The sequence below is a fragment of the Sulfitobacter sp. HI0040 genome, from assembly GCF_001634885.1.
GTDB lineage: Bacteria > Pseudomonadota > Alphaproteobacteria > Rhodobacterales > Rhodobacteraceae > Sulfitobacter.
In genome coordinates this window covers 17,934-42,071 of the sequence record NZ_LWEX01000079.1, presented here as the reverse complement: position 1 = coordinate 42,071, position 24,138 = coordinate 17,934, and the positions used below count along the sequence as shown (strand labels likewise).

The 24,138-nt window shown below is 62.3% G+C and carries 22 protein-coding genes and 3 tRNA genes; 10 read left to right on the top strand and 15 right to left on the bottom strand.

The window, feature by feature from the left end; translation table 11 throughout:
• Positions 1-14: 14 nt before the first annotated feature.
• Together petB and A3728_RS22215 are read left to right on the top strand one after the other, a co-directional pair.
• A complete protein-coding gene (petB, locus tag A3728_RS06385) occupies positions 15-1,358 on the top strand; it encodes a cytochrome b (RefSeq protein ID WP_067921285.1) in 1,344 nt (447 codons plus the stop codon).
• A gap of 482 nt (positions 1,359-1,840) precedes the next feature.
• Positions 1,841-2,632, top strand: a complete 792-nt coding sequence (locus tag A3728_RS22215) for a cytochrome c1 (protein WP_082850974.1) — start codon at positions 1,841-1,843, stop codon at positions 2,630-2,632.
• Positions 2,633-2,979: 347 nt separating this feature from the next.
• Here the strand turns inward: A3728_RS22215 and mtaB are convergent, their stop codons facing one another.
• A complete protein-coding gene (gene mtaB / locus A3728_RS06375) occupies positions 2,980-4,233 on the bottom strand; it encodes a tRNA (N(6)-L-threonylcarbamoyladenosine(37)-C(2))-methylthiotransferase MtaB (RefSeq protein WP_067921281.1) in 1,254 nt (417 codons plus the stop codon).
• Positions 4,230-5,075 (bottom strand): diaminopimelate epimerase, encoded by an 846-nt coding sequence (dapF, locus tag A3728_RS06370; RefSeq protein ID WP_067921279.1) that lies wholly within the window; start codon positions 5,073-5,075, stop codon positions 4,230-4,232. The genes mtaB and dapF overlap by 4 nt, the downstream gene beginning before the upstream one ends.
• A 96-nt stretch (positions 5,076-5,171) precedes the next feature.
• Here dapF and A3728_RS06365 point away from each other — a divergent pair.
• Positions 5,172-5,247, top strand: a tRNA-Lys gene (locus tag A3728_RS06365).
• Between the two features lie 19 nt (positions 5,248-5,266).
• On the opposite strand, the gene A3728_RS06360 is transcribed toward A3728_RS06365, so the two are convergent.
• From A3728_RS06360 to A3728_RS06345, 4 genes are all read right to left on the bottom strand, one after another.
• Positions 5,267-6,034 carry a LamB/YcsF family protein gene (locus tag A3728_RS06360; RefSeq protein WP_067921277.1) on the bottom strand — a complete coding sequence of 256 codons (768 nt, stop codon included), beginning with the start codon at positions 6,032-6,034 and terminating at the stop codon, positions 5,267-5,269.
• Positions 6,031-7,065, bottom strand: a complete 1,035-nt coding sequence (locus A3728_RS06355; protein ID WP_067921275.1) for a biotin-dependent carboxyltransferase family protein — start codon at positions 7,063-7,065, stop codon at positions 6,031-6,033. The genes A3728_RS06360 and A3728_RS06355 overlap by 4 nt, the downstream gene beginning before the upstream one ends.
• Entirely contained in the window at positions 7,062-7,799 is a 738-nt protein-coding gene (locus A3728_RS06350) for a 5-oxoprolinase subunit B family protein (RefSeq protein ID WP_067921273.1), read from the bottom strand. Before A3728_RS06350 ends, A3728_RS06355 begins: the two co-directional genes overlap by 4 nt.
• A gap of 223 nt (positions 7,800-8,022) precedes the next feature.
• Positions 8,023-9,648, bottom strand: a complete 1,626-nt coding sequence (locus tag A3728_RS06345; protein WP_067921378.1) for a GMC family oxidoreductase — start codon at positions 9,646-9,648, stop codon at positions 8,023-8,025.
• 356 nt (positions 9,649-10,004) lie between these two features.
• Between A3728_RS06345 and A3728_RS06340 the strand changes: the two genes are divergently transcribed.
• Positions 10,005-10,778 (top strand): IclR family transcriptional regulator, encoded by a 774-nt coding sequence (locus tag A3728_RS06340; protein WP_067921271.1) that lies wholly within the window; start codon positions 10,005-10,007, stop codon positions 10,776-10,778.
• Here the strand turns inward: A3728_RS06340 and A3728_RS06335 are convergent.
• Positions 10,758-11,984 (bottom strand): winged helix-turn-helix domain-containing protein, encoded by a 1,227-nt coding sequence (locus A3728_RS06335; protein ID WP_067921269.1) that lies wholly within the window; start codon positions 11,982-11,984, stop codon positions 10,758-10,760. The genes A3728_RS06340 and A3728_RS06335 overlap by 21 nt on opposite strands.
• Positions 11,981-13,015: a LacI family DNA-binding transcriptional regulator gene (locus tag A3728_RS06330; RefSeq protein ID WP_067921267.1), complete on the bottom strand. Its 1,035-nt coding sequence runs from the start codon at positions 13,013-13,015 to the stop codon at positions 11,981-11,983. The genes A3728_RS06335 and A3728_RS06330 overlap by 4 nt, the downstream gene beginning before the upstream one ends.
• A 142-nt stretch (positions 13,016-13,157) precedes the next feature.
• On the opposite strand from A3728_RS06330, the gene A3728_RS06325 reads away from it, so the two are divergent.
• A tRNA-Arg gene (locus A3728_RS06325) sits at positions 13,158-13,234 on the top strand.
• Positions 13,235-13,350: 116 nt separating this feature from the next.
• On the opposite strand, the gene A3728_RS06320 is transcribed toward A3728_RS06325, so the two are convergent.
• The 6 genes from A3728_RS06320 to leuC all read right to left on the bottom strand — a co-directional run bounded on the left by A3728_RS06320 (position 13,351) and on the right by leuC (position 18,834).
• Positions 13,351-13,427 (bottom strand) — tRNA-Pro (locus A3728_RS06320).
• Positions 13,428-13,543: 116 nt separating this feature from the next.
• Positions 13,544-14,650 carry a 3-isopropylmalate dehydrogenase gene (gene leuB / locus A3728_RS06315; protein ID WP_067921265.1) on the bottom strand — a complete coding sequence of 369 codons (1,107 nt, stop codon included), beginning with the start codon at positions 14,648-14,650 and terminating at the stop codon, positions 13,544-13,546.
• 64 nt (positions 14,651-14,714) lie between these two features.
• A complete protein-coding gene (locus A3728_RS06310; RefSeq protein WP_082850972.1) occupies positions 14,715-15,599 on the bottom strand; it encodes an endonuclease/exonuclease/phosphatase family protein in 885 nt (294 codons plus the stop codon).
• Between the two features lie 107 nt (positions 15,600-15,706).
• Positions 15,707-16,531: a hypothetical protein gene (locus A3728_RS06305; RefSeq protein ID WP_236630418.1), complete on the bottom strand. Its 825-nt coding sequence runs from the start codon at positions 16,529-16,531 to the stop codon at positions 15,707-15,709.
• Positions 16,532-16,825: 294 nt separating this feature from the next.
• Positions 16,826-17,431, bottom strand: a complete 606-nt coding sequence (gene leuD, locus A3728_RS06300; protein WP_067921261.1) for a 3-isopropylmalate dehydratase small subunit — start codon at positions 17,429-17,431, stop codon at positions 16,826-16,828.
• Positions 17,431-18,834 carry a 3-isopropylmalate dehydratase large subunit gene (gene leuC, locus A3728_RS06295; RefSeq protein ID WP_067921259.1) on the bottom strand — a complete coding sequence of 468 codons (1,404 nt, stop codon included), beginning with the start codon at positions 18,832-18,834 and terminating at the stop codon, positions 17,431-17,433. Before leuC ends, leuD begins: the two co-directional genes overlap by 1 nt.
• A gap of 238 nt (positions 18,835-19,072) precedes the next feature.
• On the opposite strand from leuC, the gene A3728_RS06290 reads away from it, so the two are divergent.
• The 4 genes from A3728_RS06290 to rlmH all read left to right on the top strand — a co-directional run bounded on the left by A3728_RS06290 (position 19,073) and on the right by rlmH (position 22,177).
• Complete coding sequence (locus A3728_RS06290; protein ID WP_082850971.1) at positions 19,073-20,479, top strand: mechanosensitive ion channel family protein; 1,407 nt, start codon at positions 19,073-19,075, stop codon at positions 20,477-20,479.
• Positions 20,480-20,500: 21 nt separating this feature from the next.
• Positions 20,501-21,175: an FAD-binding oxidoreductase gene (locus A3728_RS06285; RefSeq protein WP_067921257.1), complete on the top strand. Its 675-nt coding sequence runs from the start codon at positions 20,501-20,503 to the stop codon at positions 21,173-21,175.
• A 155-nt stretch (positions 21,176-21,330) separates the two neighbouring features.
• Complete coding sequence (gene rsfS / locus A3728_RS06280) at positions 21,331-21,699, top strand: ribosome silencing factor (protein WP_067921255.1); 369 nt, start codon at positions 21,331-21,333, stop codon at positions 21,697-21,699.
• 10 nt (positions 21,700-21,709) lie between these two features.
• Positions 21,710-22,177: a 23S rRNA (pseudouridine(1915)-N(3))-methyltransferase RlmH gene (gene rlmH / locus A3728_RS06275; RefSeq protein ID WP_067921253.1), complete on the top strand. Its 468-nt coding sequence runs from the start codon at positions 21,710-21,712 to the stop codon at positions 22,175-22,177.
• A 1-nt stretch (position 22,178) separates the two neighbouring features.
• On the opposite strand, the gene A3728_RS06270 is transcribed toward rlmH, so the two are convergent.
• Positions 22,179-22,535 (bottom strand): hypothetical protein, encoded by a 357-nt coding sequence (locus tag A3728_RS06270; RefSeq protein WP_443069048.1) that lies wholly within the window; start codon positions 22,533-22,535, stop codon positions 22,179-22,181.
• Between the two features lie 154 nt (positions 22,536-22,689).
• On the opposite strand from A3728_RS06270, the gene A3728_RS06265 reads away from it, so the two are divergent.
• Positions 22,690-24,138, top strand: a complete 1,449-nt coding sequence (locus A3728_RS06265; protein WP_067921251.1) for an FAD-linked oxidase C-terminal domain-containing protein — start codon at positions 22,690-22,692, stop codon at positions 24,136-24,138.

Below are 24,138 nucleotides of genomic sequence, written 5' to 3'. Positions count from 1 at the left end.
GGGAGCACACGCAAATGGCTGGAATTCCGCACGACCATTACGAGCCGACCACGGGCGGCGAAAAGTGGCTTCACCGCCGGCTCCCCATCGTTGGGTTGCTGTACGACACATTGATGATCCCCACACCCAAGAACCTTAACTGGATGTGGATATGGGGCATCGTCCTCGTTTTCTGTCTTCTGCTGCAGATCGTCACCGGTATCGTTCTGGTGATGCACTACACCCCGCACGTGGACCTCGCCTTCGCATCGGTCGAACATATCATGCGCAACGTGAACGGCGGCTACATGCTGCGGTATCTGCACATGAACGGCGCGTCGTTGTTCTTCGTCGCGGTCTATGCCCATATCTTCCGCGGTCTCTACTACGGCTCCTACAAGGCCCCGCGTGAGGTCACGTGGATCATCGGGATGCTGATTTACCTTCTGATGATGGCTACCGGTTTCATGGGCTACGTGCTGCCCTGGGGTCAGATGTCCTTCTGGGGCGCGACCGTGATCACCGGTCTCTTCGGGGCAATCCCCTTCGTGGGTGAATCTCTGCAGACACTGCTGCTGGGCGGCCCTGCCGTGGACAATGCGACGCTGAACCGTTTCTTCAGCCTGCACTACCTGCTACCCTTCGTGATTGCCGGTCTGGTGATCGTGCATGTCTGGGCGTTCCACACCACGGGTAACAACAACCCCACCGGGGTCGAGGTGCGCCGCGGTTCCAAGGAAGAAGCCGAGAAGGACACGCTGCCCTTCTGGCCCTACTTCGTGATCAAGGACCTCTTCGCGCTCGCAGTCATCCTGGTGGTGTTCTTCGCGGTCGTGGGCTTCATGCCGAACTACCTCGGCCATCCGGACAACTATATCGAGGCGAACCCGCTGGCGACGCCTGCGCATATCGTGCCCGAATGGTACTTCCTGCCCTTCTACGCGATCCTGCGGGCGTTCACTTCCGAAGTCTGGGTCGTTCAGATCGCGTCCTTCGTGACGGGTGGCATCATCGACGCCAAGTTCTTCGGCGTGCTGGCGATGTTCGGTGCAATCGCGGTCATGGCGCTGGTACCGTGGCTCGATACCTCCAGCGTACGGTCGGGCCGTTATCGTCCGATGTTCAAATGGTGGTTCGCCCTGCTGGTGATTGATTTCTTCGCGCTGATGTGGCTGGGTGCCATGCCCGCGGAAGAGCCTTATGCAACCTTCTCGCTGATCGCCTCGGCCTATTGGTTCGCCTACTTCCTGGTGATCCTGCCGCTGCTCGGCGTGATCGAGAAACCGCTGATCCCGCCTGCGACCATCGAAGAAGACTTCGACGCTCATTTCGCGCCCAAGGCCGGCGGCACCAAAACGCTGGTCAAGCCGGCAGAGTAAGGACCATGACTATGATGAAGACCAACATCCTAACCGCCGTGGTCGCTGCCGGTTTCGTCGGAGCCGCCTCCACCGTGCTGGCGCAGGAAACGACCGAGGCGCCGGCCACCGGCCAGCGCGTCACCTCCCCGCAGGTGCAAACGCAGGAGGACACGGAGACCCGCGAACAGGTCACGACGACCGTTCAGGGTGATGCCGTTACGACTGAAGAAACGGGTTCGGTTGCCGCACAGGCAACCGATGCCAGCGACGACACGAACGTCGAAGCCGCCTCTGACGACGCACTGCCCTCCGCCGAAGGCGCGGATGCCGCGCGTGAAGATGTCGGCGTGAACGAGGACGTCGTTCAGGACGAGGCCGCCGAAGCAGCCGAGGAAGTCGCCGAGGATCAGCCCGATGCGGTCGAAGAAAGCCAGACCGAGGTCATCGCAGAGGATGATGTGAGCGGTCAGGCCCATGGCGAAGATACCGAAGTCGGCGTCATGGATGACGATGACCACGGTCAGAAAGAAGACGACCATGCCGCCGCCGAGGACGATCACGGCGACGACGATGGCCATGGAACACCGTATATCGAGAACATCGATTTTTCCTTCGATGGTCCCTTCGGCGCCTATGACGTGAACCAGCTTCAGCGTGGTCTGCAGATCTACACCGAAGTCTGCGCCGCCTGCCACGGGTTGGAATATGTGGCGATGCGTACGCTGGGTGACGAAACCGGCCCCAACCTGCCCGAAGCGCAGGTGATCGAATACGCCAAGCAGTTCGATGTCTACGATTCGGAACTCGACGACACGCGCCCGGCGACCCCGGTGGATCACTTCCCGCAGTCGAACCTCGCCAATGCGCCTGACCTTTCGCTGATGGCGAAGAAGCGTGCCGCCTTCCACGGCCCCTATGGCCTTGGCATCAACCAGTTCTTCAAGGGTATCGGCGGGCCGGAGTATATCACCGCCCTGCTGACCAGCTATACCGGTGAAGAGAAGGAACAGGCAGGCACAGTGCTTTATGGAAACTCGGTCTTCCCCGGCGGCTGGATCGCCATGGCTCCGCCCTTGGGCGACGGTCAGGTCGAGTTTGTGGATGAACATGCCAACGATCTGCAGCATCTGTCGGAGGACGTCTCCGCCTTCCTGATGTGGACGGCCGAACCGAAACTCGCCGGTCGCAAGCAAGCCGGTTTCGCGGGCGTGATTTTCCTGACCCTGCTGTCTGTGCTGCTTTACCTGACGAACAAACGCCTCTGGGCCCGTCACAAGCACAAGGAAAGCTGACTTTTCCCAGTCAGACCTGAGAGCTAAAAAAGACCCTTCCGAACGGGACAATTCGGAAGGGTCTTTGACGTTTGGACCAATGGGGGAAGCTATCGGACCTTTGCACGCCATCCGTCAATAAATACCGGGAGAACACTGGCCATGACCCTTGCGATCGGCACAGCAAACAGCGCGCGATCGAGCCCTCCCCCGGCAGGGCTGAAAATGCCAACACGCGGCGACCGCGAATATTTGGCCGGGGCAATCGCGGGCTGACGCTCTCTACATTGGTGAATGTGCCTCTCGGGCGATGGGCTGTCAGTGACCCGGTTCACATGTGTCGCGGAAATCTTTGCAACCGCCGAAGCTTATGCCAGCAGATGGTCGGCGGATCGGCCCTCAATAACAGCGTCAACCACCGCGCCTTCCTGCTGTGCCACTTTGAAACGTACTTCGGTGAACTGCTCTGTCCGGCCCATATGCGGGCTTTCCATGAGAACACTGTGGGGGCGTCCGACCTGCTCCTGCAGGTGGAGGGAGACACGGTCGGCGCCTGCGGCGCGCAGGCGGGCGGCACGTTCCTTGATCGTGGCGCCGTCTACTGCTGGCATCCGGGCCGCCGGCGTGCCCGGTCGGGCGGAATAAGGGAAGACGTGAAGCCAAGTCAGCGCGCAGTCATCCACCAGCTTCAAAGAGTTTTCGAACATCGCGTCGGTCTCTGTCGGGAAACCCGCGATTATGTCCGCGCCGAAGGTCATTTCGGGCCGCAGGCGGCGTGCCTCTTCGGTGAAGCGGATCGCATCGTCGCGCAGGTGGCGGCGCTTCATGCGCTTCAGGATCATGTCGTCGCCATGCTGCAGGCTGAGATGCAGGTGGGGCATCAGGCGCGGTTCCGTCGCGATGGCCTGCATCAGGTTCTCGTCCACCTCGATCGAGTCGATGGAGGAAATGCGCAGCCGCCGAAGGTCGGGCACCAGCCGCAGGATCCGCATGACCAGATCGCCGAGCTTGGGGCTGGCGGGCAGATCGGCCCCCCAGCTTGTGAGGTCCACGCCGGTCAGTACAACTTCGTTGAAGCCTTTCTGAACCAGCCGCTTGATCTGGTCCACCACGACCCCGGCAGGCACGGACCGTGAGTTTCCGCGCCCGAAAGGAATGATGCAGAAGGTGCAACGGTGGTCGCAGCCGTTCTGCACCTGAACGTAGGCGCGGCTGCGGGTACCGAAACCGTCGATCAGATGACCTGCTGTTTCGGTGATGGACATGATGTCATCCACCTGCAGGGCCTCTGTCTCACCGATGAAATCGGCTGCCATGCCCTGCCATGTCTCCGGGGCCATCTTTTCTGTATTGCCGATAACGGCGTCGACCTCCTCCATGGCGGAGAATGTCTCGGGCTCGGTCTGCGCGGCGCAGCCGGTGACGATCAGCCGGGCATCGGGATGTTCCCGGCGCAGGCGGCGGATATCCTGCCGCGCTTTGCGCACGGCTTCCGCCGTGACAGCGCAGGTATTGACCACAACCGCGTTTTCTAACCCCGCCTGCGCGGCGAGGTCCTTCATCGCCTCTGTTTCATAGGCGTTCAACCGGCACCCCATGGTGCGGAAGACAGGCGCGCTCATGCCAGGGACTCCAGAAACGCAGGGCTGAGCGCCCCGCTGAAGACGTGCATCGTTGGTCCGGTCATCCAAACGCCGTCTTCACGCCAGTCAATATCGAGCGTGCCGCCGTCCAGATCGATCTTGACCGACCGTCCGGTAAGCCCCCTGCGCGCCGCCGCCACGGCCACCGCGCAGCTGGAGGAACCGGAGGCCAGTGTAACTCCGACGCCCCGTTCCCAGACCCGCATCCGGATGTGGTCGGTCCCGACGATCTGGGCCAGCTGTACATTGGTGCGCTGGGGGAAGAGGGGGTGATGCTCCATCCGTGCGCCGATATCCTCAAGGTCGGCCGCCTCGGCATCCGCGACGAAAAAGCTGCAATGAGGGTTGCCCATGCCCGTCGCCGTCGGCTCGCCCTCGATCGGCAGAACCAGAGTGTCCATTTCTCGCACGAGCGGGATTTCCTGCCAGTCTAGCTGAGGGTGCAGCATATTGACCGAGGTCAGCCCCCGGCCCGCATCCCGCGCCTCCAGCAGGCCACGTTCAGTCTTCAGCGTGATTGCCGCATCGCCGCTTTCGTCCATCAGGTAGCGGGCAATGCAGCGGGTCGCGTTGCCGCAAGCCGCGGAAAGCGATCCGTCCGCATTGTAAAAGGTGAGCCTGACAGCGCCATCATCGGGCTTTCCGATCACCGCCAGTTGGTCGAAGCCGACGCCGCGATGCCGGTCCGCAATGCCACACGCGAGCGCATCGGTGACAGGGTTTTGACCCTGCCGCGCGTCGACGACGACGAAGTCGTTACCCAGCCCATGCATCTTCATGAAGGGCAGGCCATTTGGGAATCCGGTGCTCATCCGGCGCATATACTCCCGCCTGCTGCATATATCCAGCGGGCCGCGGAATTTCCGACGTTTCGGGCTTGACCCCCCCGGCGCAACTTTCTAGGTACTCCGCCTAGTGGGCCGTTAGCTCAGTTGGTAGAGCAACTGACTTTTAATCAGTGGGTCGCAGGTTCGAATCCTGCACGGCTCACCACTGAAATCTTCCTTCAGGATCAACCCCGCCCGTCGAAGGTGCGCAACGTGATGTCGGCGTCTTGCAGCGCCGCGCGCACGGATTTCGCGATATCGACAGCTTCGGGCGTGTCGCCGTGCAGGCAGATCGTATCGATGGCCGCGGGGATGCGTTTGCCGCTTTCGGTGATGATGGCCCCTTCGGTCACCATTTGCGCCATGCGCTTGCCGGCGGCTTCGGCATCGTGGATCACCGCACCGGGCAGTGATCGGTCCACCAGCGTTGCATCGTCGTTATAGGCGCGGTCGGCAAAAATCTCGCCCGCCCAGCGGCAACCGAGCCCCTCCGCTGCCTTTTGCTGCGCGGTTTCGGACAGGACCATGACGATGAGATCAGGGGCCACCGACAGCGCCGCCTCGAAAAGGTCGCGCGCCAGCGTCTCGTCCTCCGACGCCATATTAGCCACGGCGCCGTGCAATTTGAGGTGCCGGACCTGCGCCCCGAGGCTTCGGGCCATCCCGATGCTTGCGGCAACCTGATACCGGATTTGGTTTTGAAGGGTGGCGCGGGGGACGGACATTCGAAATCGCCCGAAGCCCGAAATATCCATGAAGCCCGGATGGGCACCGATGCCCACACCGTTGCTGGCCGCGAGCGACATCGTGCGCGCCATCACGTCCGGGTCACCGGCATGGCCCCCGCAGGCGATATTCGCCGAGGTGACGATTTCCAGCAGGGCGGGATCGTTGCCCATTTTCCAAGAACCGAAGCTTTCGCCCATGTCGGCGTTGAGATCGACCTGTGTCATTTCCTATCCTCTTCCTCGAATGGATCCGCCGTGGCGGAGACCGCGCCCCCGACCAGTTGGTAGGACAGCAGATCGCGCATTTCATGTGGGTTCCGGGTGAGGGGTGCGATCCGACCTGCGATACCGGCCAGCCAGTCGCGCGCGCGGCGCTCCAGCGTGATGGCCTCCTCCGTCTCGATCAGGCGAAAGCGTATGGGATCGCCGGCACGGGCCTGTGCCACGCGAGGCAGATCGGAGGGAAGCACCGTGCCGATTCTCGGGTAACCGCCTGTCGTCTGGCATTCGCCCATCAACACATAGGGGGCACCGTCGCCCGTGATCTGGATGTCGCCCGGTACAATCACTTCCGAAACGATGCTGAGCTGACCTTCGGCGAAGAAACCTTCGCCATCATGGGTCATGCGAACCCCCACCCGGTTGGCCCGCGTATCGCGCCGAAATTCGGTATCCACGAACCGGTCGAGCGTCTCCGCGGCGAAGTTCGCGGTCTGCATGCTGGCGACGATATGGACGGTGCCGCCCCCGAACCTGTCGCCGCGTTCGAGTATCCGCCCCGTCGGCCCCCCCTTGTCAGGCCCGAGGGGGAGGCTGTCGCCCGCCGCGATTGCCTCGCCCAGACCGGCGGCAAGATGCCCGGCGCGGGCCCCCATGACCGGTTCGGTGGCAATTCCACCACCCACATGGAGATAGCCGTAAGAACCGTCCTTCGCGCCCCCGAGGGTGAGCGTCGTTCCGGCAGGCAGCAAATGACAGGCGTTCCACGCCAGCGGGGCGCCATCTGCGGAGGCGCCCATATCTGCCCCGGTCAGGGCGATGCGCAGATCACTGGTGCAACGAAAGCTTCCCCCCGCGCCTGCCATTTCGATCGCCGCAAGATCGCCCGACTGATCGAGCAGTGCTGCACCTTCGGCCAAGGCCATCCTGTCGGCGGCACCGCCTGCGGTCAGGCCTTGCGCCCGGAAGCCCCGGCGGCCCCGATCCTGCACCGTCATGCCCGGCCCGGCGTGAAGAACGTCGAGTTGCGCGTTCATTCAATCACCTCCTGCGTGGCGCCGCCGTTTCCATCGGCATTTGACGCGAGGATGTCCTCATAGGCATCGCGTTCTATGGCGGGGAACATCATCTCGTCACCCGGAGAGAGGGCAAACGGGGTCTCGGCCTCGGGACGGAATGTGCGGAAAGCCGTCTGCCCGATATGCCGCCACCCGGTAGGCGAGGCATTGGTAAAGAGCACGAGCTGGCGGATCGCCACGATCAGCGCACCGGCGGGGACGGTATCGGTCAGCCCCTGCTGGCGCGGAATGTCCCAGGCCTCTCCCAGTTCGCCGAGATAGGGTTGCCCCGGGGCGAACCCGATCGTCAGAACCCGGACGCGGGCCTGCGACAACTGCTTCACGGCCTCCTCCGCTTCCATTCCGGCTGCCTCGGCTGCTTCGGCGAGTTGGGGGGCAAGGTCGGTGCCGTATACAGTCGGGACGCGCCACAATTTGCGACCGGAGGGCAGGGGGGCCGCGTACCAGTCTTGCGCGCTTAGCAGCTTTTCTAGCTTGCGGGTCAGCTCTTCGGGACCCTTCGCGGCCAGATCGACCCCGATAAAGGTGGAAACGAGCGAGGTGCTGGTTTCGGTGACCCCTTCCCAACCTTCCGCGTCAATCGCCGCACGAAGCGCGAGCGCGGCCCGGTTGGCAGGCTCGCTCATCCTTGCGGCGAAGGTGACAAGAAGACCCGAAAGCCCGACCCTGCGAATGACAGGCCAGTCACTCATGCGGAATGCTCCGCGAAGCGGGGAAGGATCGAGCCGCGTCTGGGCGGAATGACATGGGGTGACTCCTTTGGCCGCATTCAAACACAGTCTGCGGCGGCGTCAACGGCGTGAGACGGGATAAATCTTCGCCCCGCTCCTTCGGCAGAGCGTGGGGTGGTTCCGTTGACCGTTGATCGGGGGCGCGCCCCCGAACCCCGCGAGTATTTGCGAAAGGGTGAAGGGGTCAGGCCCTTGCTGCTGCCCTATCGCGGTCTTTCAGGATCAGGTCACTGGCCTTTTCACCGATCATGATCGTGGGGGCGTTGGTGTTGCCCGACACGATGTCCGGCATGATGGACGCATCCGCCACCCTGAGACCCACTATGCCCCGGACCCGCAATGCATCGTCCACTACGGCATTGGTTCCGCTGCCCATGCGACAGGTCCCCACCGGATGATAGATAGAGGCGGTATTATCCCGCGCCCAGTCAAGGGTTGCTTCGCGGTCTTCCGGGTCGAGATCGGGATGGGGGCGGAATTCTTCCGATATCCTGTTGGCCAGGGGGGCGTGTCGCGCAATGCGGCGTGCGATGTTGATCCCTTCGACGAGCGTGTGACGGTCGTTCGGTGTCGACAGGTAGTTCGCGACGATTTTGGGGTGGGCGCGCGGGTCCGGACTGCGAAGGCTTATCCGGCCCCGGCTTTCGGGACGCAACTGGCAGACGGAGGTCGTGAAGGCCGAAAAGTGATCCGCGCCCATGCCGGGGTTTTCTGCGGAAAGCGGTTGAACGTGCAGCTGGATATCTGGCGTTTCAAGCTCTGGCCTCGTTCTGAGGAAGCCGGTGGCGAGGCTCGCTGCCATCGCCATTGGCCCGCGCCGGTTGAAAGCATAATGCGCGGCGATTTTCAGCCGCCCGAGAAGCGTCGACACTTCGTCGTTCAGCGTAGCCTCGTGACATTTGTAGACCAGCCGCGCCTGAAGGTGATCCTGCAGGTTTTGCCCCACTGCGGGTAGGTGTTGCCGTACGGTGATACCGTGTTCTCCAAGTTCCTCCGCATCGCCGATGCCGGACAGCATGAGCAACTGGGGCGAGTTGATTGTGCCGCCCGAGAGGATGACCTCCCCCCCGGCATGCAGGTGTTGCTCCTTACCGCTCCGGTCAAGGTAGGCCACCCCCGTGGCGCGCTGCCCGTCAAAAAGGACATGGCTGGCGTGGGCATGCGTGATGATCCGAAGGTTGCCCCTGGAGCGGATGGGATCGAGGTAGGCGGTGGCGGCGCTGCACCTGAGGCCTCCTTTGGCGGTCAGTTGGAAGTATCCGACGCCTTCCTGTGAAGCGCCGTTGTAGTCCGGGTTGAAGCGGTGGCCTGCAGCTTGGGCGGCTGCGACCCAGGCATTGGTAATCGGTCTTTCGAGACGCATGTCACTGACTGTCAGCGGCCCCTCAGCGCCGTGATAGGCGTCTGCCCCCCGTTCGTTTCCCTCAGCTCGCTTGAACAGGGGCAGGACATCGTCCCACCCCCAGCCTTGGTTGCCCATCTGCCTCCAGCGATCGTAGTCCTGCGGCTGGCCCCGCACATAAAGGAGGCCGTTGAGAGAAGATGACCCGCCCAGCACCTTGCCCCGGGGCCAGCGGATGGATCGCCCGTTGAGCCCTGGCTCCGGCTCGGTTCTGTAGCACCAGTCCAACTTGGGGTTGTGAATGGTCTTGAAGTATCCGACAGGGATATGGATCCAGGGGCTCCAGTCGCGACCACCGGCTTCCAGCAGGATGACCCGATTGCGGGGATCGGCACTCAAACGGTTTGCAAGCACGCAGCCTGCGGAGCCGGCGCCGACGATGATATAGTCCGCGTCTGTACTCGTCATCATACCAATCAATCATCTATTGAAATTACGGGTCTCAATAACAGACATTATAGACGGGGCTGGGGAATGCAAGCTGACTTAAATGCGGTCGCGTATCGTTTTGTAGCGGCCTGCAGTTGCGTTTAGCGCCGCGCTTACCCGTGGCGCTGGATTGCCCGCAAAACGTGCATCAATTTTGCCACGCTGGCGCTCAGGAAGAAGTGTTAACATTCCCTTAACGGCGAATGCTATTCCCACGATGCACTTTTTAAAATATATAGTCCCATAATCTGCGGCATTCACCCGTGCCCGGAACCGTGGCCCGCCGGGTTCCGACACCGTTTGAACTGGCCGCGCCACAAGAAACGGACCGGCCCATGCCTGATGCGAGCAATAGCGATAAGACAATCCCGACCAACCTTCGGTTGTTGTTGCTACTGGAAGAGATCGCGCAGATCGGCGAACCCATGACACCTACGGCCGCCAACGAAGTACTCGGCCTGCCGAAGCCGACGATCCACCGGCTTTTCCATCGGCTGGAAGAAGAAGGCTTCCTGCAGCGCGACATTGACGGGCGGTCCTATCACCCCGGTCAGCGGTTGCGGAAAATGGCCGTCAACGTGCTGTCATCCGCAAGGGTGCGCAGCATGCGGTTGTCGGTCCTTAACGCCGTCGCCCGGGACGTGGGCGAAACCTGTAACGTTGCCACGCCCGACCGGGACGGGATGATGTATCTCGACCGGGTGGAAACGAAATGGCCGCTGCGCATCCAGATGCAGATTGGTTCGATCGTGCCGTTCCACTGTACTGCGAGCGGCAAGATGTACCTTTCCACGCTTGCCCCGCGCATGGTGCAGAAATTCGCCGAATCCGCAAAGCTCGAACGTCATACGCCCAAGACGCTGACCGATCCCGCCGCCTTGCTGGAAGAGATAAAGGCCATTCGGGAACAGGGATATTCGATCGACGACGAAGAGTTCATGGAAGGTATGGTAGCGATCGCCGTTCCCGTGCTGGATGATATCGGGCGGTTGATGTCGACCTTGTCGATCCATGCGCCGATTCAGCGCGGCGACAAGGAAGCCCTGAAGGAACATCTCGGTCGGTTGCAGGCAGCGTCAAAGGACCTGTCAGAACTGGTGCTGCGCTGATCCACGGCGCCAGCCGGCGGCAAAGGTGACGCGGCTCACCCCGGCGAGGGCCGTCAGCCGCTGTAATTCGGCCTCCAACTGGCGCTGCCGCCCGCTGCCCCAGATGACCCCTTGTTCGGTCCAGAGCGCCGAGACACAAAGCTCATCGGTATCCCGTAGCGCCTTCATGTCGATCCTGCCCACAAGTCGCTCACCCTGAAGGATCGGGAACACGTAGTATCCATACGCCCTTTTCGCGGCGGGAACGAAAACCTCGATCCGGTAGTCGAAACCAAAGAGTCTGAGCGCGCGACGCCGGTCCCGCAGGGCGGGGTCGAAGGGGCTGAGGATGCGAAGACGCCCGGGGGCGGAGGGCAGGGCCAGGGCGGCCTCTACCTCTTCGGGAAAGGCATAGGCGCGGCGCGGCAGGCCGCCGGCGTCCTCCACCTCGATCTGAGTTATGCGGCCTGCGGCATGGGCAGCACTGCACCAGTCGCGCGCTTCCGCCGGGGTGACATGTGCCCAGAAGGCCGCGATTTCGCCATGGGTTGCGAATCCGAGGCGTTGTAGGGCACCCGCGCAGCACCAATCGATGATTTCGCTGTCGTTCGGCGGGTTCTCAGGTGCACGGACATCTTCGGGAATGACCCTTTCGGTCAGGTCGTAGACCTTGCGGAAGCCATCGCGCCCCACAACGCTCAACGCGCCGCAGCGCCAGAGGTATTCGAGCGCCGTCTTGGAGGGGTGCCAGTCCCACCAGCCGCCGGAGCCGCGTTTTTCGCCCCGTCCAACATCGGAGGATGAAACAGGGCCTTCCGCGCGGATCTGGTCGAGCACGGGTTGAAACCGCGCCTCGAACCCGTCGCGCCGCCAGTCACGCCAGTTTCGTCGAAGCCGCGCGGCATCCCGTTCGCGCCGCAGGCGCCAATAGGGATAATAGGCTATCGGTATGACGGCGGCGTCATGGGTCCAATGTTCGAAAAGCGCGCGGTCCTTTTCATAAAGTCGCTTGAGCGCGGCGGGGCGGTAGCGTGGACGCCGGGAAAACAGGATCAGGTCATGGGCACGGGCCACGGTATTGATACTGTCGAGTTGCACGAAGCCGAGCGTGTCGATCAGCGCCAGCAACTCGGCGCTGGATGCGGGACCCTGCGGGCGTTCGAGTAGCCGATGCTTGTCAAGGAAAAGCCGCCGCGCGGTGCTATTGTCCAGCCGCGGCAGGCTCATCCGCGGCGACGGCGCAGCGTATCTCCGAAGGACAGGGTGGGGGTCAGCGTTACTTGCGTCGCGATGTCGGGATCGGGCGTGTCGCTGGTGCTGTTGAGCACGATGCGGGCGGCCGCCTGCCCGATCTCGTTCCGGCAGGCATCCATCGTGGCAAGCTGGCGCGGCAGACCTTGCAGCAGCTCGACCCCATTGAACCCGGCGAGGCCGATCTGGCCCGGAATGTCGATGCCCTGATCGAGCAGGTAAAGCAGCCCCCCCGCTCCGATCATGTCATTGGAGTAATAGAGAAAATCCAGATCGGGGGAGCGTTCCAGCATCTCTTGCGTCATCTCGCGCCCCTTGGCGAGCGCGGAGCCGCCGGAGTAGAAGGCGCGGTCCTCTATCTCGATCCCCGCCTTCGCCAGCCCTTCGGTGAAGCCTTCGAACCGTTTTCGGGCGCGGTGGTCCAGCGGCATCTTGGTGCCCATGAAGCCGATCCGCTCGTATCCTTCCTTGAGGATCGCTTTCGCCATTTCCCGGCCCGCGCGGCGATGCGAAATGCCGACCACGGCATCGACCGGTCTGCCATCCACATCCATGATCTCCACCACCGGTATGCCGGCATTGCCCAGCATGGCACGGGTCGCATCGGTATGTTCGAGCCCGGCGATGATCACGCCCGAGGGGCGCCAAGAAAGCATTTCGTAAAGAACGCGCTCCTCCTTTTCGGGAAGGTAGTCGCTGACCCCCACGACCGGCTGCAGGGGTGTCTCCTCAAGCACCTGATTGATGCCGTTCAGCACCTCGGGGAAGACCATGTTCGACAGCGACGGGATGATCACCGCCACGAGGTTCACCCGCTGGGACGCCAGCGAGCCCGCGATCTGGTTCGGAACGTAGCCGAGCGCCTTTGCCGCGGCGAGCACCCGGCTGCGGGTTGCTTCGGACACATCGCCCTGCTTGCGCAGGACGCGGCTGACCGTCATTTCCGACACGCCGCACGCATCGGATACGTCGCGCAGGGTAAGCGGGCGTTTGTTGGCTTCTGTCAAAGGGATGATCCTGCTGCTTGTTCATTTGAAGCTACTGCATCTGGCCGACTTTGCGCAAGCGGGGTGCACGGGTGCGGCAGCCCCAAATTTCTTTACCGAATGAGTGGCGCGGTCGCCCCGCCTGGGCTAGACAGGCGCCCAAGGCCCTGTGGCTCAACTGGATAGAGCAGCCCCCTCCTAAGGGGCAGGTTGCAGGTTCGAATCCTGCCAGGGTCACCATGCCGCTCCGCACTCGGTGGGACAGGGCCGCGCCTCGCTCCTTCACCCTTTCACAAATACTCACGGCGCGACGCTTCGCCTAAAGACGACGCCGGTGAAGAGGGACATGGTGAAATTGGTCGGGCTGAGAGGATTCGAACCTCCGACCCCCTGCTCCCGAAGCAGGTGCGCTACCAGGCTGCGCTACAGCCCGACCGTGCAGCAGCGCATAGGCGTTCAGTGCCCGAATGGCAAGCGAAATGCGGCGGCTGGGGCGGATAGGGAGGTGTTTCGCGGGGCAGACCGTCGCGGCCTGCCCCGGAAGAATTATCAGAGGCTCGCGTCGAGCGCTTCGAGGATGGCATCGCCCATCTCAGAAGTGGAGATCGGGCTGCCACCTTCTTCGCCCATCAGGTCCGCTGTGCGCGCGCCTTTGGCCAACACGGCTTCGATCGCGTTTTCCAGCCGCGCCGCTTCATCGCCCTTGTCGAAGGAATAGCGTAGCGCCATGGCAAAGCTGAGGATGCAGGCGATCGGATTCGCCTTGCCCTGTCCGGCGATGTCGGGTGCGGAACCGTGAACGGGTTCGTAGAGCGCCTTCGGGCGGCCATCGGCATTCGGTGCGCCCAGTGAAGCGGAGGGCAGCATGCCGAGCGAGCCGGTCAGCATTGCCGCACAGTCGGAAAGGATGTCACCGAAAAGGTTATCCGTCACGATCACGTCAAACTGCTTGGGTGCGCGGACGAGCTGCATCGCGCCGTTGTCCGCATACATATGGGTCAGCTCAACATCGGGATAATCGGCATCATGGACGCGCTGGACGACTTCGCGCCACAGGATACCGCTTTCCATGACGTTGGCCTTTTCCATGGAACAGACCTTGTTCGACCGCCGCCGCGCGAGTTCGAAGGCGGAGCGGGCAACGCGCTCGATCTCGCTTTCCGTGTAGCGCTGGGTATTGATGCCGACGCGCTCGTTGCCTTCTTCGAAAATACCGCGCGGTTCACCGAAATAGACGCCTGAGGTCAGTTCGCGCACGATCATGATGTCGAGCCCAGCGACCACGTCTTTCTTGAGCGATGAGAAATCGGCCAGCGCATCGAAGCACTGGGCAGGGCGCAGGTTAGAAAAAAGGTCCATTTCCTTGCGCAGGCGCAGCAGGCCGCGTTCGGGCTTTACCGAGAAATCCAGATCGTCGTACTTCGGCCCGCCGACGGCGCCTAGCAGAACGGCATCGGCGGCGAGCGCCTTGGCCATCGTGTCGTCGTGCAGGGGGGTGCCGTGCTTGTCATAGGCCGCACCGCCGACAAGGTCGTGCTCCACGTCGAAGGCGAGATCGCGGTTCGCGCCGAACCAGTCGATGATCCGGGTGACCTGTCCCATGACTTCGGGGCCGATGCCGTCGCCGGCGAGGATGAGCAGCTTGGGGGTGGCCATCGAATTCTCTCCTGATCTGATGTCGATAGCGGCGTATCGCGCGCGCCCGAGAGGGTCAAGAACGCTAGCGGGTCAGGTCCGCCCAGATCAGGGCGTGGCGGCTCGCTGCGGTGTTCGATTTCTGGCCTGTCCGCAGCACGGTGAGCGCCTTGGAAGGCAACAGGTAGTCCACGCGCATGGGGCCGGTCTGGTCCCATGTAACGGTCGGGATATCTGACATCGGGTCCTGCATGGCCGGATGGGCAAGAAGCGCCGCGATGGCGGCCCGGCGGCCCGCTCCGCGGTGCGGATCGAGGTTTGCATCCCCAAGCAGGATGAAGCGTTCATGGGGTGGCGGGCCGAATTCACCATCCAGAAGCAGGTTCCAGAATCGGATTTCATCATGGTTCCGGCGTCCGTTGCGGTCTTCCGGCCCGTCGAAAACGGGGGGCGCTGCATGGAAGGTCAGCAGGTCGATCCGCCCGAAGTGTGGCACCTCGATCGGTACCACCCAATGTCCGCGAGAGGAAAGTCGCTGTATGTCGAGCGCTGCGGTGGAGGGGAAGGGGGTGCCGTCGACCTTTGGCGGGATTCCCCCCGGCAGGTCCACCCAGCGAAGCGCGGAGAAGTCCCGCAGCTGTTCCGCAATCACCGGATGGCGCGAAAGGATCGCCATCGCGTCCGCCCCGAAAAATTCACCGTAGCCCTGCGCATCGCCCGGGCCGCCTTTCCTTCCATCTCCGTCGAGGTCGAAATCCGTGGCAAGGCCCGCGTTCGAGGGGAGGGCGAAGCGGTGTGGGTAATCAGGCCCGCCCCCTTTGACAATCGCCTCGGCGAGCGCGTGCAATGCGGCACGCTCCAAATCATAGTCGATGCCCTGAAGAACCAGCACATCCGGCGCGGCGGCGGCGATGACCCCGATGGCAGCATCTACTTGAGCATCACCGCCCCGCTGGATGTCGCGCAGCAAAAGCCCGGGGCCCGCGCGCGAAAGCTCGGTATTGTAGGTGGCGATTCGAAGCGGTTCCGCCGCAGCGGGCAGTGCCGCCCATAACCAGAGCGTCGCAAGGGCGACCGTCAGGCGGCCTGCAAGGTATCCTGCGCGTCTGCATAGGCGCGCCGGCGCTTGTCCTGGATGAGTTCTGCCACCCGGTTCAGGGCAATGCCGCGCATGATCATGCTGGCGGGAAGAAAGGCCCATGCGCTTATCGTCCAGATCAGGGTCTGCGGTGTCTGCAGCGTGATCGGTATTATCAGATCAGAGGTGCCCTTGACTACGGCGGGGATCACGAAGGGCAGCAGGAACCCAAGGGCGATGTTGATCCGGGCATCCCTTTGCAGCCTGTGCATCACGTCACCGCCCGCGGTGGGGTCGAAAAGCGGCAGGTTGACCCAGACGTTGAAGGCGCCGTTGCGCACCGGCCAGCCAAGGAACCGTACCAGCACGACGAAGACCCCCATCGCCAGAAGCGAGATGAGATAGGCAAAACCGGCGGAGGTGCGAATCAGGGCGACCAGATCGGCATCCGCGTCTTCAGGCAGCATCAGAACGATGAGGCGCACGGGGGAATACGGAAAATCGAGCGTATTGCCGAGGATCGTTCCCAGTGAGGTCAGCCCAGCGGTCAGCAGGGTCGGTTCGCTCAGCCCCTTTTGCAGCACTGCCAGCAGAAAGACCGTGAAGAACAGCGTCAGGAACCGCAGCCGGTTGAACGGCGCAGCATCGCGGAATTCTACGATGCTGGGGAAATTCGAGTTGTACTCGACAAAAGTCAGCGAAAAGGCGAGCAGCGCCACGAGGACCGTGATCTGGCTGCTGTCCGCCGCTACGCCGGGAAGCAATAGTGCAGGGGTTGCGATGAGCAACGCCACAAGGAAACCGCGCGTCGCAGCGCCTGTCATTCGTCCGATCAAAGTTCCACCCTTTCAAACTGGCCAGCCACGGTACTTTGCCGCAGTCTTGTTCCAACTTGATGCTCCCATTGGTATAGGAGCTTGCCTCATTATTGCCCAAATTGTGCCTTCATTTCCCCCATGTCTCAAGACGTTGGGCGGCCGATGCCATGCAGCGGGGCGATTTGCATGCCTCGGTGCGGCGTTCTTGCATCTATTCGGGGAGGGGTGGTTGCGGGGTCGCAACATTTTGTGGGGCCGTCACCGGCACCCACAAGTTATTTCTTAACGGCAGTGCCTTGATCAGACCCAGGGACGGGACTGGGAGGCGGAGGCCTCGAAGCTTTCGATCGATGCCGCCTTTTCCATCGTCAGGCCGATATCGTCCAAGCCATTCATCAGGCAGTGCTTCTTGAACGAATCGATCTCGAACGAAAACGTCTCACCGTCCGAGGTGGTGACCGTCTGCGCTTCGAGGTCGATCGTCATCCGGGCGTTGGCGCCTTTTTCGGCGTCTTTCATCAGCACATCGACCTGCTCCTGCGGCAGCGCGATGGGCAGGATGCCGTTCTTGAAGCAGTTGTTGTAGAAAATGTCCGCAAAGCTGGGCGCGATGACGCAGCGGATGCCGAAATCCTTGATCGCCCATGGCGCGTGTTCGCGTGACGATCCGCAGCCGAAGTTGTCCCCGGCCACGAGTATCTCGGCATCCCGGTACTGCGGCTTGTTCAGGACGAAGTCCGGGATCTCGTTTCCGTTGTCGTCATAGCGCATTTCGTCGAAGAGGTTCACCCCAAGCCCTTCGCGCTTGATGGTCTTCAGGAACTGCTTGGGGATGATCATGTCGGTGTCGATGTTGATCATCGGCATCGGTGCGGCGATGCCTGTCAGCGTGTCGAACTTTTCCATTACATCATCTCCCTGACATCGGTGAGGTGGCCGGTAATCGCGGCGGCGGCTGCCATCGCGGGGCTCATCAGGTGGGTACGCCCGCCCCGGCCCTGCCGGCCTTCGAAGTTGCGGTTTGAGGTGGCGGCGCAGCGTTCGCCGGGCGCCAACTGGTCAGGGTTCATCGCCAGACACATGGAGCAACCCGCAAGCCGCCATTCAAAGCCGGCTTCCTTGAAGATCTCCGCCAGACCTTCCTCTTCGGCCTGCGCCCGTACGAGGCCGGAGCCGGGCACTACCATGGCGCGTTTCACGGCGATCTTCTTGCCCTTCAGGATCGCTGCGGCGGCGCGAAGATCCTCGATCCGGCCGTTGGTGCAGGAGCCGATGAACACAGTATCAATCGCCACTTCGCTGAGCGGAGTGCCCGGGGTCAGGCCCATATATTCGAGCGAACGTTTCGCAGCACCTGATTTGCCGCCCTTGAAATCCTCGGGCGCCGGTACCTTCGCCGTGATGGGCAGCACGTCTTCGGGCGAAGTGCCCCATGTCACGACGGGCGCGATATCCTCGCCCTTCAGGGTGATGACCTTGTCCCAATGGGCATCGTCATCGGAATAGAGCGTTTTCCACCAGTCCATGGCGGCTTCCCACTGCGCGCCCTTGGGCGCATGCGGGCGGCCCTTGCAATATTCGAAAGTTTTCTCGTCCGGTGCGATGAGGCCCGCGCGTGCGCCGCCTTCGATCGCCATGTTGCAGACGGTCATGCGGCCTTCCATCGACAGGTCGCGGATGGCTTCGCCGCAATATTCGATCACGTAGCCCGTACCGCCCGCCGTGCCGGTCGCGCCGATCACTGACAGGGTGATGTCCTTTGCGGTCACACCGGGGCGCAGCTTGCCGGTGATCTCCACCTTCATGTTCTTCGATTTCTTCTGGATCAAGGTCTGGGTGGCCAGCACATGTTCCACCTCGGACGTGCCGATGCCATGGGCCAGCGCACCGAAGGCACCATGGGTGGCGGTGTGGCTGTCGCCGCAAACGACCGTCATGCCGGGCAGGGTCCAGCCCTGTTCGGGGCCGACGATATGCACGATCCCCTGCCGCACGTCGCTGACGGGGTAGTAGTGAATGCCGAAGTCCTTGGCGTTCTTGTCCAGCGCCTCGACCTGAATTCGGCTGTCTTCGGTCATGGTGGCGGCATTGGCGCGGTCCAGCGTGGTGGGCACGTTGTGGTCCGGCACGGCAATCGTCTTGTCGGGGGCGCGCACCGTGCGGCCCGTCATGCGCAGCCCTTCGAAGGCCTGCGGGCTCGTCACCTCGTGGACGAGGTGGCGGTCGATATAGAGAAGGCAGGTGCCGTCGTCGGCCTCATGGGCCACGTGGGCATCCCAGATCTTGTCGTAGAGCGTCTTGGGGGACATCGGTCCTCTCCCGGTCATGAATAGGGTTCAGGTGTGCGTCGGATGTGCGAAGCGGCTCAGCCCTGTGCCCGCACGGCGTGGCGCGCGCCAAAGAAGCGTTCACGCAGGCGCGCGCGGTCGTCCAGATCGAACACGAGTGTCATGGTCGCTGAATTACCCTTTGGCGGACGTTCCTGCAAGGCCGTTAGGGTTGCGGTGCCCTGTGCGGCATGGCATTTTCCAACGAAAAGGACGGGCGATGGACCAGCAGGGCGATCCTTTCGCGGAATTTCTGGATGCATTCCGCGGCATCTTCGATACCACGATCAACTTCTCCGAAGGACTTCTGACGCCCGGCTGGCGACAGAACCAGATCCTCATCCTTGTGGTGCTGGTTGCCTTGGCATGGCTCATGCACCGGGTTCTGGGCAACGTCCTGCGCCGCTACGTCCAGTCCCGCGAGGGGTGGGAGCGGTGGAAACTCCGGGTCATCGTCCAGATCAAGCGCCGCCTCGGGCTGATCTGTTTCGCGCTTATGGCATGGGCTGTCTATGTCGTGATGCAGAACGTCACATGGCCGTCGCGCTCCTACCTCGTGGGGATCGCGGCGACCTTGGCGACCGTCTATGTCAGCATCGCCTTCGCGGCCCGGCTGGTGCGCAATCCGCCGCTGCGCAGGGTCGTCACATGGAGCCTGTGGATCTACGCCACGCTCTACCTGCTGTCGGTGGCCGACGAGGTTTCTGCATTTCTGGACCGGCTGGCGCTTTCGATCGGTGATTTCCGCTTTTCGGTGCTCGACCTGATCGTGGCGCTTGTGGTGATCGGGGTGCTCTTCACCCTCGCGCGGGTCATCAGCACCGCAACGGCCACCAGCATCCGCAAAAACCAGGACATCAGCCCCTCGATGCAGGTTCTCGCGGTCAAGGGATTGCAGATCTTCCTCTACGGATTCGCGTTCTTCATGGGGGTGCGGGCTGTCGGTATCGACCTGACGGGGCTCGCCGTGCTGTCGGGCGCCATCGGTGTCGGTCTCGGTTTCGGCCTGCAGAAGGTCGTATCGAACCTTGTTTCCGGGGTCATCATCCTGCTCGACAAGTCGATCAAGCCCGGGGATGTCATCAGCCTCGGCGAGACCTTCGGCTGGATACAAACGCTGGGCGCGCGCTATGCCAGCGTGGTCACCCGTGACGGGAAGGAATACCTCATCCCGAACGAAGATCTGATCACCGGGCAGGTGGTCAACTGGTCCCACTCGAACGAATTCGTCCGGTTGGACATATATTTCGGCACCGCCTATTCGGACGATCCGCACAAGGTGCGCCAACTCGCCATCGACGCGGCGAAGGGGGTGGACCGGGTGCTCAGCTTCAAGGCGCCGGTCTGCCATATCGTCGGCTTCGGCGACAGCAGCGTCGACTACATCCTGCGGTTCTGGATCAGGGACCCCACGGGGGGTCTGACCAACATTCGCGGCAACGTCTATCTGGCGCTTTGGGACACCTTCAAGGAAAACGGCATCTCCATCCCCTTCCCGCAGCGCGAAGTGCTGATGCTGGAGGACAGCAAGCTCGCGCTGTCACGCGGTCGCCGCGGCGATTCCGGGGATCGGCAAGCCCCGGAGGAGGGCCCAGTAGCCGGAACCGGGGGCTCTTCTACAGGTTGAGTGGCAAAGGAGACCTGATAAATGCCCCATAAGCTCACCCTCAAGGCGCTTGCGCCGGTTACCCATGACACGAACCACTACGTCTTCGACCGGCCGGAGGGGATTGACTTCGAGCCGGGGCAGGCGGCGGCGCTCATGCTGGACCGGGAAGGCTGGCGCGACGAAGACCGGCCCTTTACCTTCACTTCCCAGCCCGAGGACACGATCCTCGAGTTCGTGATCAAGAGCTATCCGGACCACGACGGTGTCACCAAGCGGCTGCCCGATCTGTCCGAAGGCGATCATATGCTGATGACTGACCCTTTCGGCGCGATCACCGACCACGGGCCGGGGGTATTCATCGCGGCGGGTGCGGGGGTGACGCCGTTCATCTCCATCCTGCGCCGTCGGTCCCGGGACGATGCCCTGAGCGGGAGCCGGCTGCTCTATTCCAACAAGACCGAGGCCGATATCATTCTGAAGGAAGAATGGGAGCGGATGGATGGATTGAACCCGGTCTTCACCGTCACCGATGAAGAGAGCAGCGATTTTGCGCAAGGTCGGATCGACCGTAAGTTTCTGCAGAAGCACGTCCAGGATTTCGAGGGTAAGATTTTCTACATCTGCGGGCCCGAGGGGTTCGTCGACGATGTGCGCGACAGTCTGAAAGCGCTTGGTGCGGAAGCGGACAATATCATAACGGAAGAAGGGTGGTAGGCAGATTGCCGCTGCGCGTCATTGAAATGCCCCCCGGCCGTTGCTAACTTGGTTGTGATCCCAGCGCCGGGGATCTGGCGGCGCGCAAAAAGGAGGACGATGTCCTGTCAATCCAAGCTGTCGCAGGCCAGCCTGCGAAACCCGGTGCGGCGCTGATGGCGACCGCTGGCGATCAGGCCGCGAGCGATGCTCTGCTGGCCGCTATCCTCAAATCCCTCGATGAAGACAAAGCCGAAGACATCGTGCAGATCGATCTGCGCGGCAAGACGGCTATTGGCGATCATATGGTGATCTGCTCGGGCCGTTCGTCCCGGCAGGTGGCCTCCATCGCCGAAAAGCTCGTTCAGAAGGTGAAGGACGAGTTCGGCCGCACAGCCCGTATGGAAGGCAAGGACATCGGCGATTGGGTGCTGATCGACACGGGCGATGTGATCGTCCATGTGTTCCGCCCCGAAGTGCGCGAATTCTACCAGTTGGAAAAGATGTGGCAGTCCAACGGGGACCCGGCGGCGCTGCAGGGCTGACGTTTCAACCTTGCGTGTGCACCTGCTTGCGGTGGGACGGATCCGCCGCGGACCCGAAAAGACACTCATTGACGACTACCTGGCCCGGTTCGACAGGACCGGGCGTGGGGTAGGTCTGGGGCCTGTCAATGTCATCGAAGTGGAAGCCAAGAAGGGCGGAATGGCCGAAGAGGCTGCTCTGCTGCAAAAAGCCCTCCCCAACGGTGCCGTGATCTGCGCACTTGATGAGCGGGGCAAGGTCGAAACCTCGCCCGCTTTCGCCGACCGGTTGGGCCGGTGGCGCGATGCCGCACAGGGCGATCTTGTTTTCGTCATCGGGGGTGCTGACGGGCTGGAGCCGTCATTTCGCGCAGGTGCCGACCATCTGCTTTCATTCGGTAAAATGGTCTGGCCGCATGTACTGGCCCGCGTCATGCTGGCGGAGCAGTTGTATCGGGCCGCCTCGATCCTCTCGGGCGGCCCTTATCACAGGGTCTGAGTTATTTCAGGTCTATCCGCCGGGCGGCGCCGGACCATCCGGATACGGTGTCATGCGCCTGAATGATCACGCTTCTGACCTCGGACGGGATGGTTACGCCTGACAGGGATCGTGTGAACGGCTGTTCCTCGATATGCGGATGGGCAAGATCGCGCTGGCCAAAGGACCGCCCGTTTTCATCCAGGATCCGCCAGGCATCGGCATAATGATCCCATCCGGAATCAGGGTGGCTGATGGTCACATCGAATGTCCACAAGTCCCCGTCACGGGAAACGGTGACTTGCTCGATCACGGGTTCGTCCGCGAGAGCGGGGAAGGCTGAGAAAGTGATCAGCAAGGCTGCGATGAATCTGTACACTGGGATCACCATCTTGGTTACGCAAAGGGTATATAAGTTCAACCCAGAGCATTCCAATAGGGTTCCACCCAGCCGTCGCCACCTGTGTCGATACGTCCTCACTCTTGCCAAATGGGTGAATTGGTAATATTACTTTACCAAACAGGAGGCGCTCATGGAAATGCCCGTACCCGACGCTGGCGTGCTGGCGCGCAAGGCGCGCGTGGCCGACCGGCTGCGCAAGGTTCTGCCCGCCGATGCCGTCATCGAAGACCCCCGCGAAACCAAGGCCTACGAATGCGACGCGCTCACCGCCTATAAGTGCCCGCCCATGCTGGCGGTCTTGCCCGCCACCACGGAAGAGGTTTCCGACGTCCTGCGCATCTGCTCGGAAGAGGGCGTTCCGGTGGTTCCGCGCGGTTCAGGGACCTCGCTGGCCGGTGGCGCGCTTCCCACGGCCGATTGCGTGATCCTCGGTGTTTCGCGCATGAACGAAGTGCTCGAAACCGATTACGACAACCGATTCGTGCGGGTGCAGACCGGGCGAACCAACCTGTCGGTGACCGGCGCGGTGGAGGAAGAAGGCTTCTTCTACGCGCCCGACCCCTCAAGCCAGTTGGCCTGCGCCATCGCGGGTAATATCGCGATGAATTCGGGCGGGGCGCATTGCCTGAAATACGGTGTCACCACCAATAACCTGCTCGGGGTTCGGATGGTGCTGATGGACGGCGAGATTATCGATATCGGCGGCCCTTACATGGATGCCGGCGGTCTCGACCTGCTGGGGCTTGTCTGCGGGTCCGAAGGGCAGTTGGGCATCGTGACGGAGGCAACCCTGCGCATCCTGCCGAAGCCTGAAGGCGCGCGCCCGGTACTGATTGGTTTCGACGATAACGAAGTTGCGGGTGCCTGCGTCAGCGACATCATCCGCGCGGGGGTTCTGCCCGTCGCAATCGAGTTCATGGATCGCCCCTGCATCGAAGCCACCGAAGCCTTCGCCCATGCAGGCTATCCCATGTGCGAGGCGCTGCTCATCGTGGAGGTGGAGGGATCGGATGCCGAGATCGATCACCAGCTTTCCCTGATCACTGAGATTGCCCGGGGCCACAATCCGGTCGAGTTGCGGGAAAGCACCTCGGCGGAGGAAAGCGCCAAGATCTGGCTTGGCCGAAAGTCCGCTTTCGGCGCCATGGGGCAGATCAACGATTACATGTGCCTCGATGGGACGATCCCGGTTTCGGCGCTGCCCATGGTGCTGCGGAGGATCGGCGAGATGTCGAAAAGCTATGGCCTGAAGGTGGGCAACGTTTTCCACGCGGGCGACGGGAACATGCATCCCCTGATCCTGTTCGATGCGAACAAGCCCGGCGATCTGGAGCTGTGCGAAGAATTCGGGTCAGAGATATTGAAGCTCTGTGTCGAAGCGGGCGGGTGCCTCACCGGGGAACATGGGGTCGGGATCGAGAAGAGGGACCTCATGCACGTACAATACGATGCTGCCGATCTGGAGGCGCAGATGGCGGTGAAAGACGTTTTCGATCCGGCGTGGCTGCTTAACCCTGCGAAGGTGTTCCCGCTGGATGCTTCGGCCACCCGCCGCGAAAAGGCTCTGGCAGCGGAATGA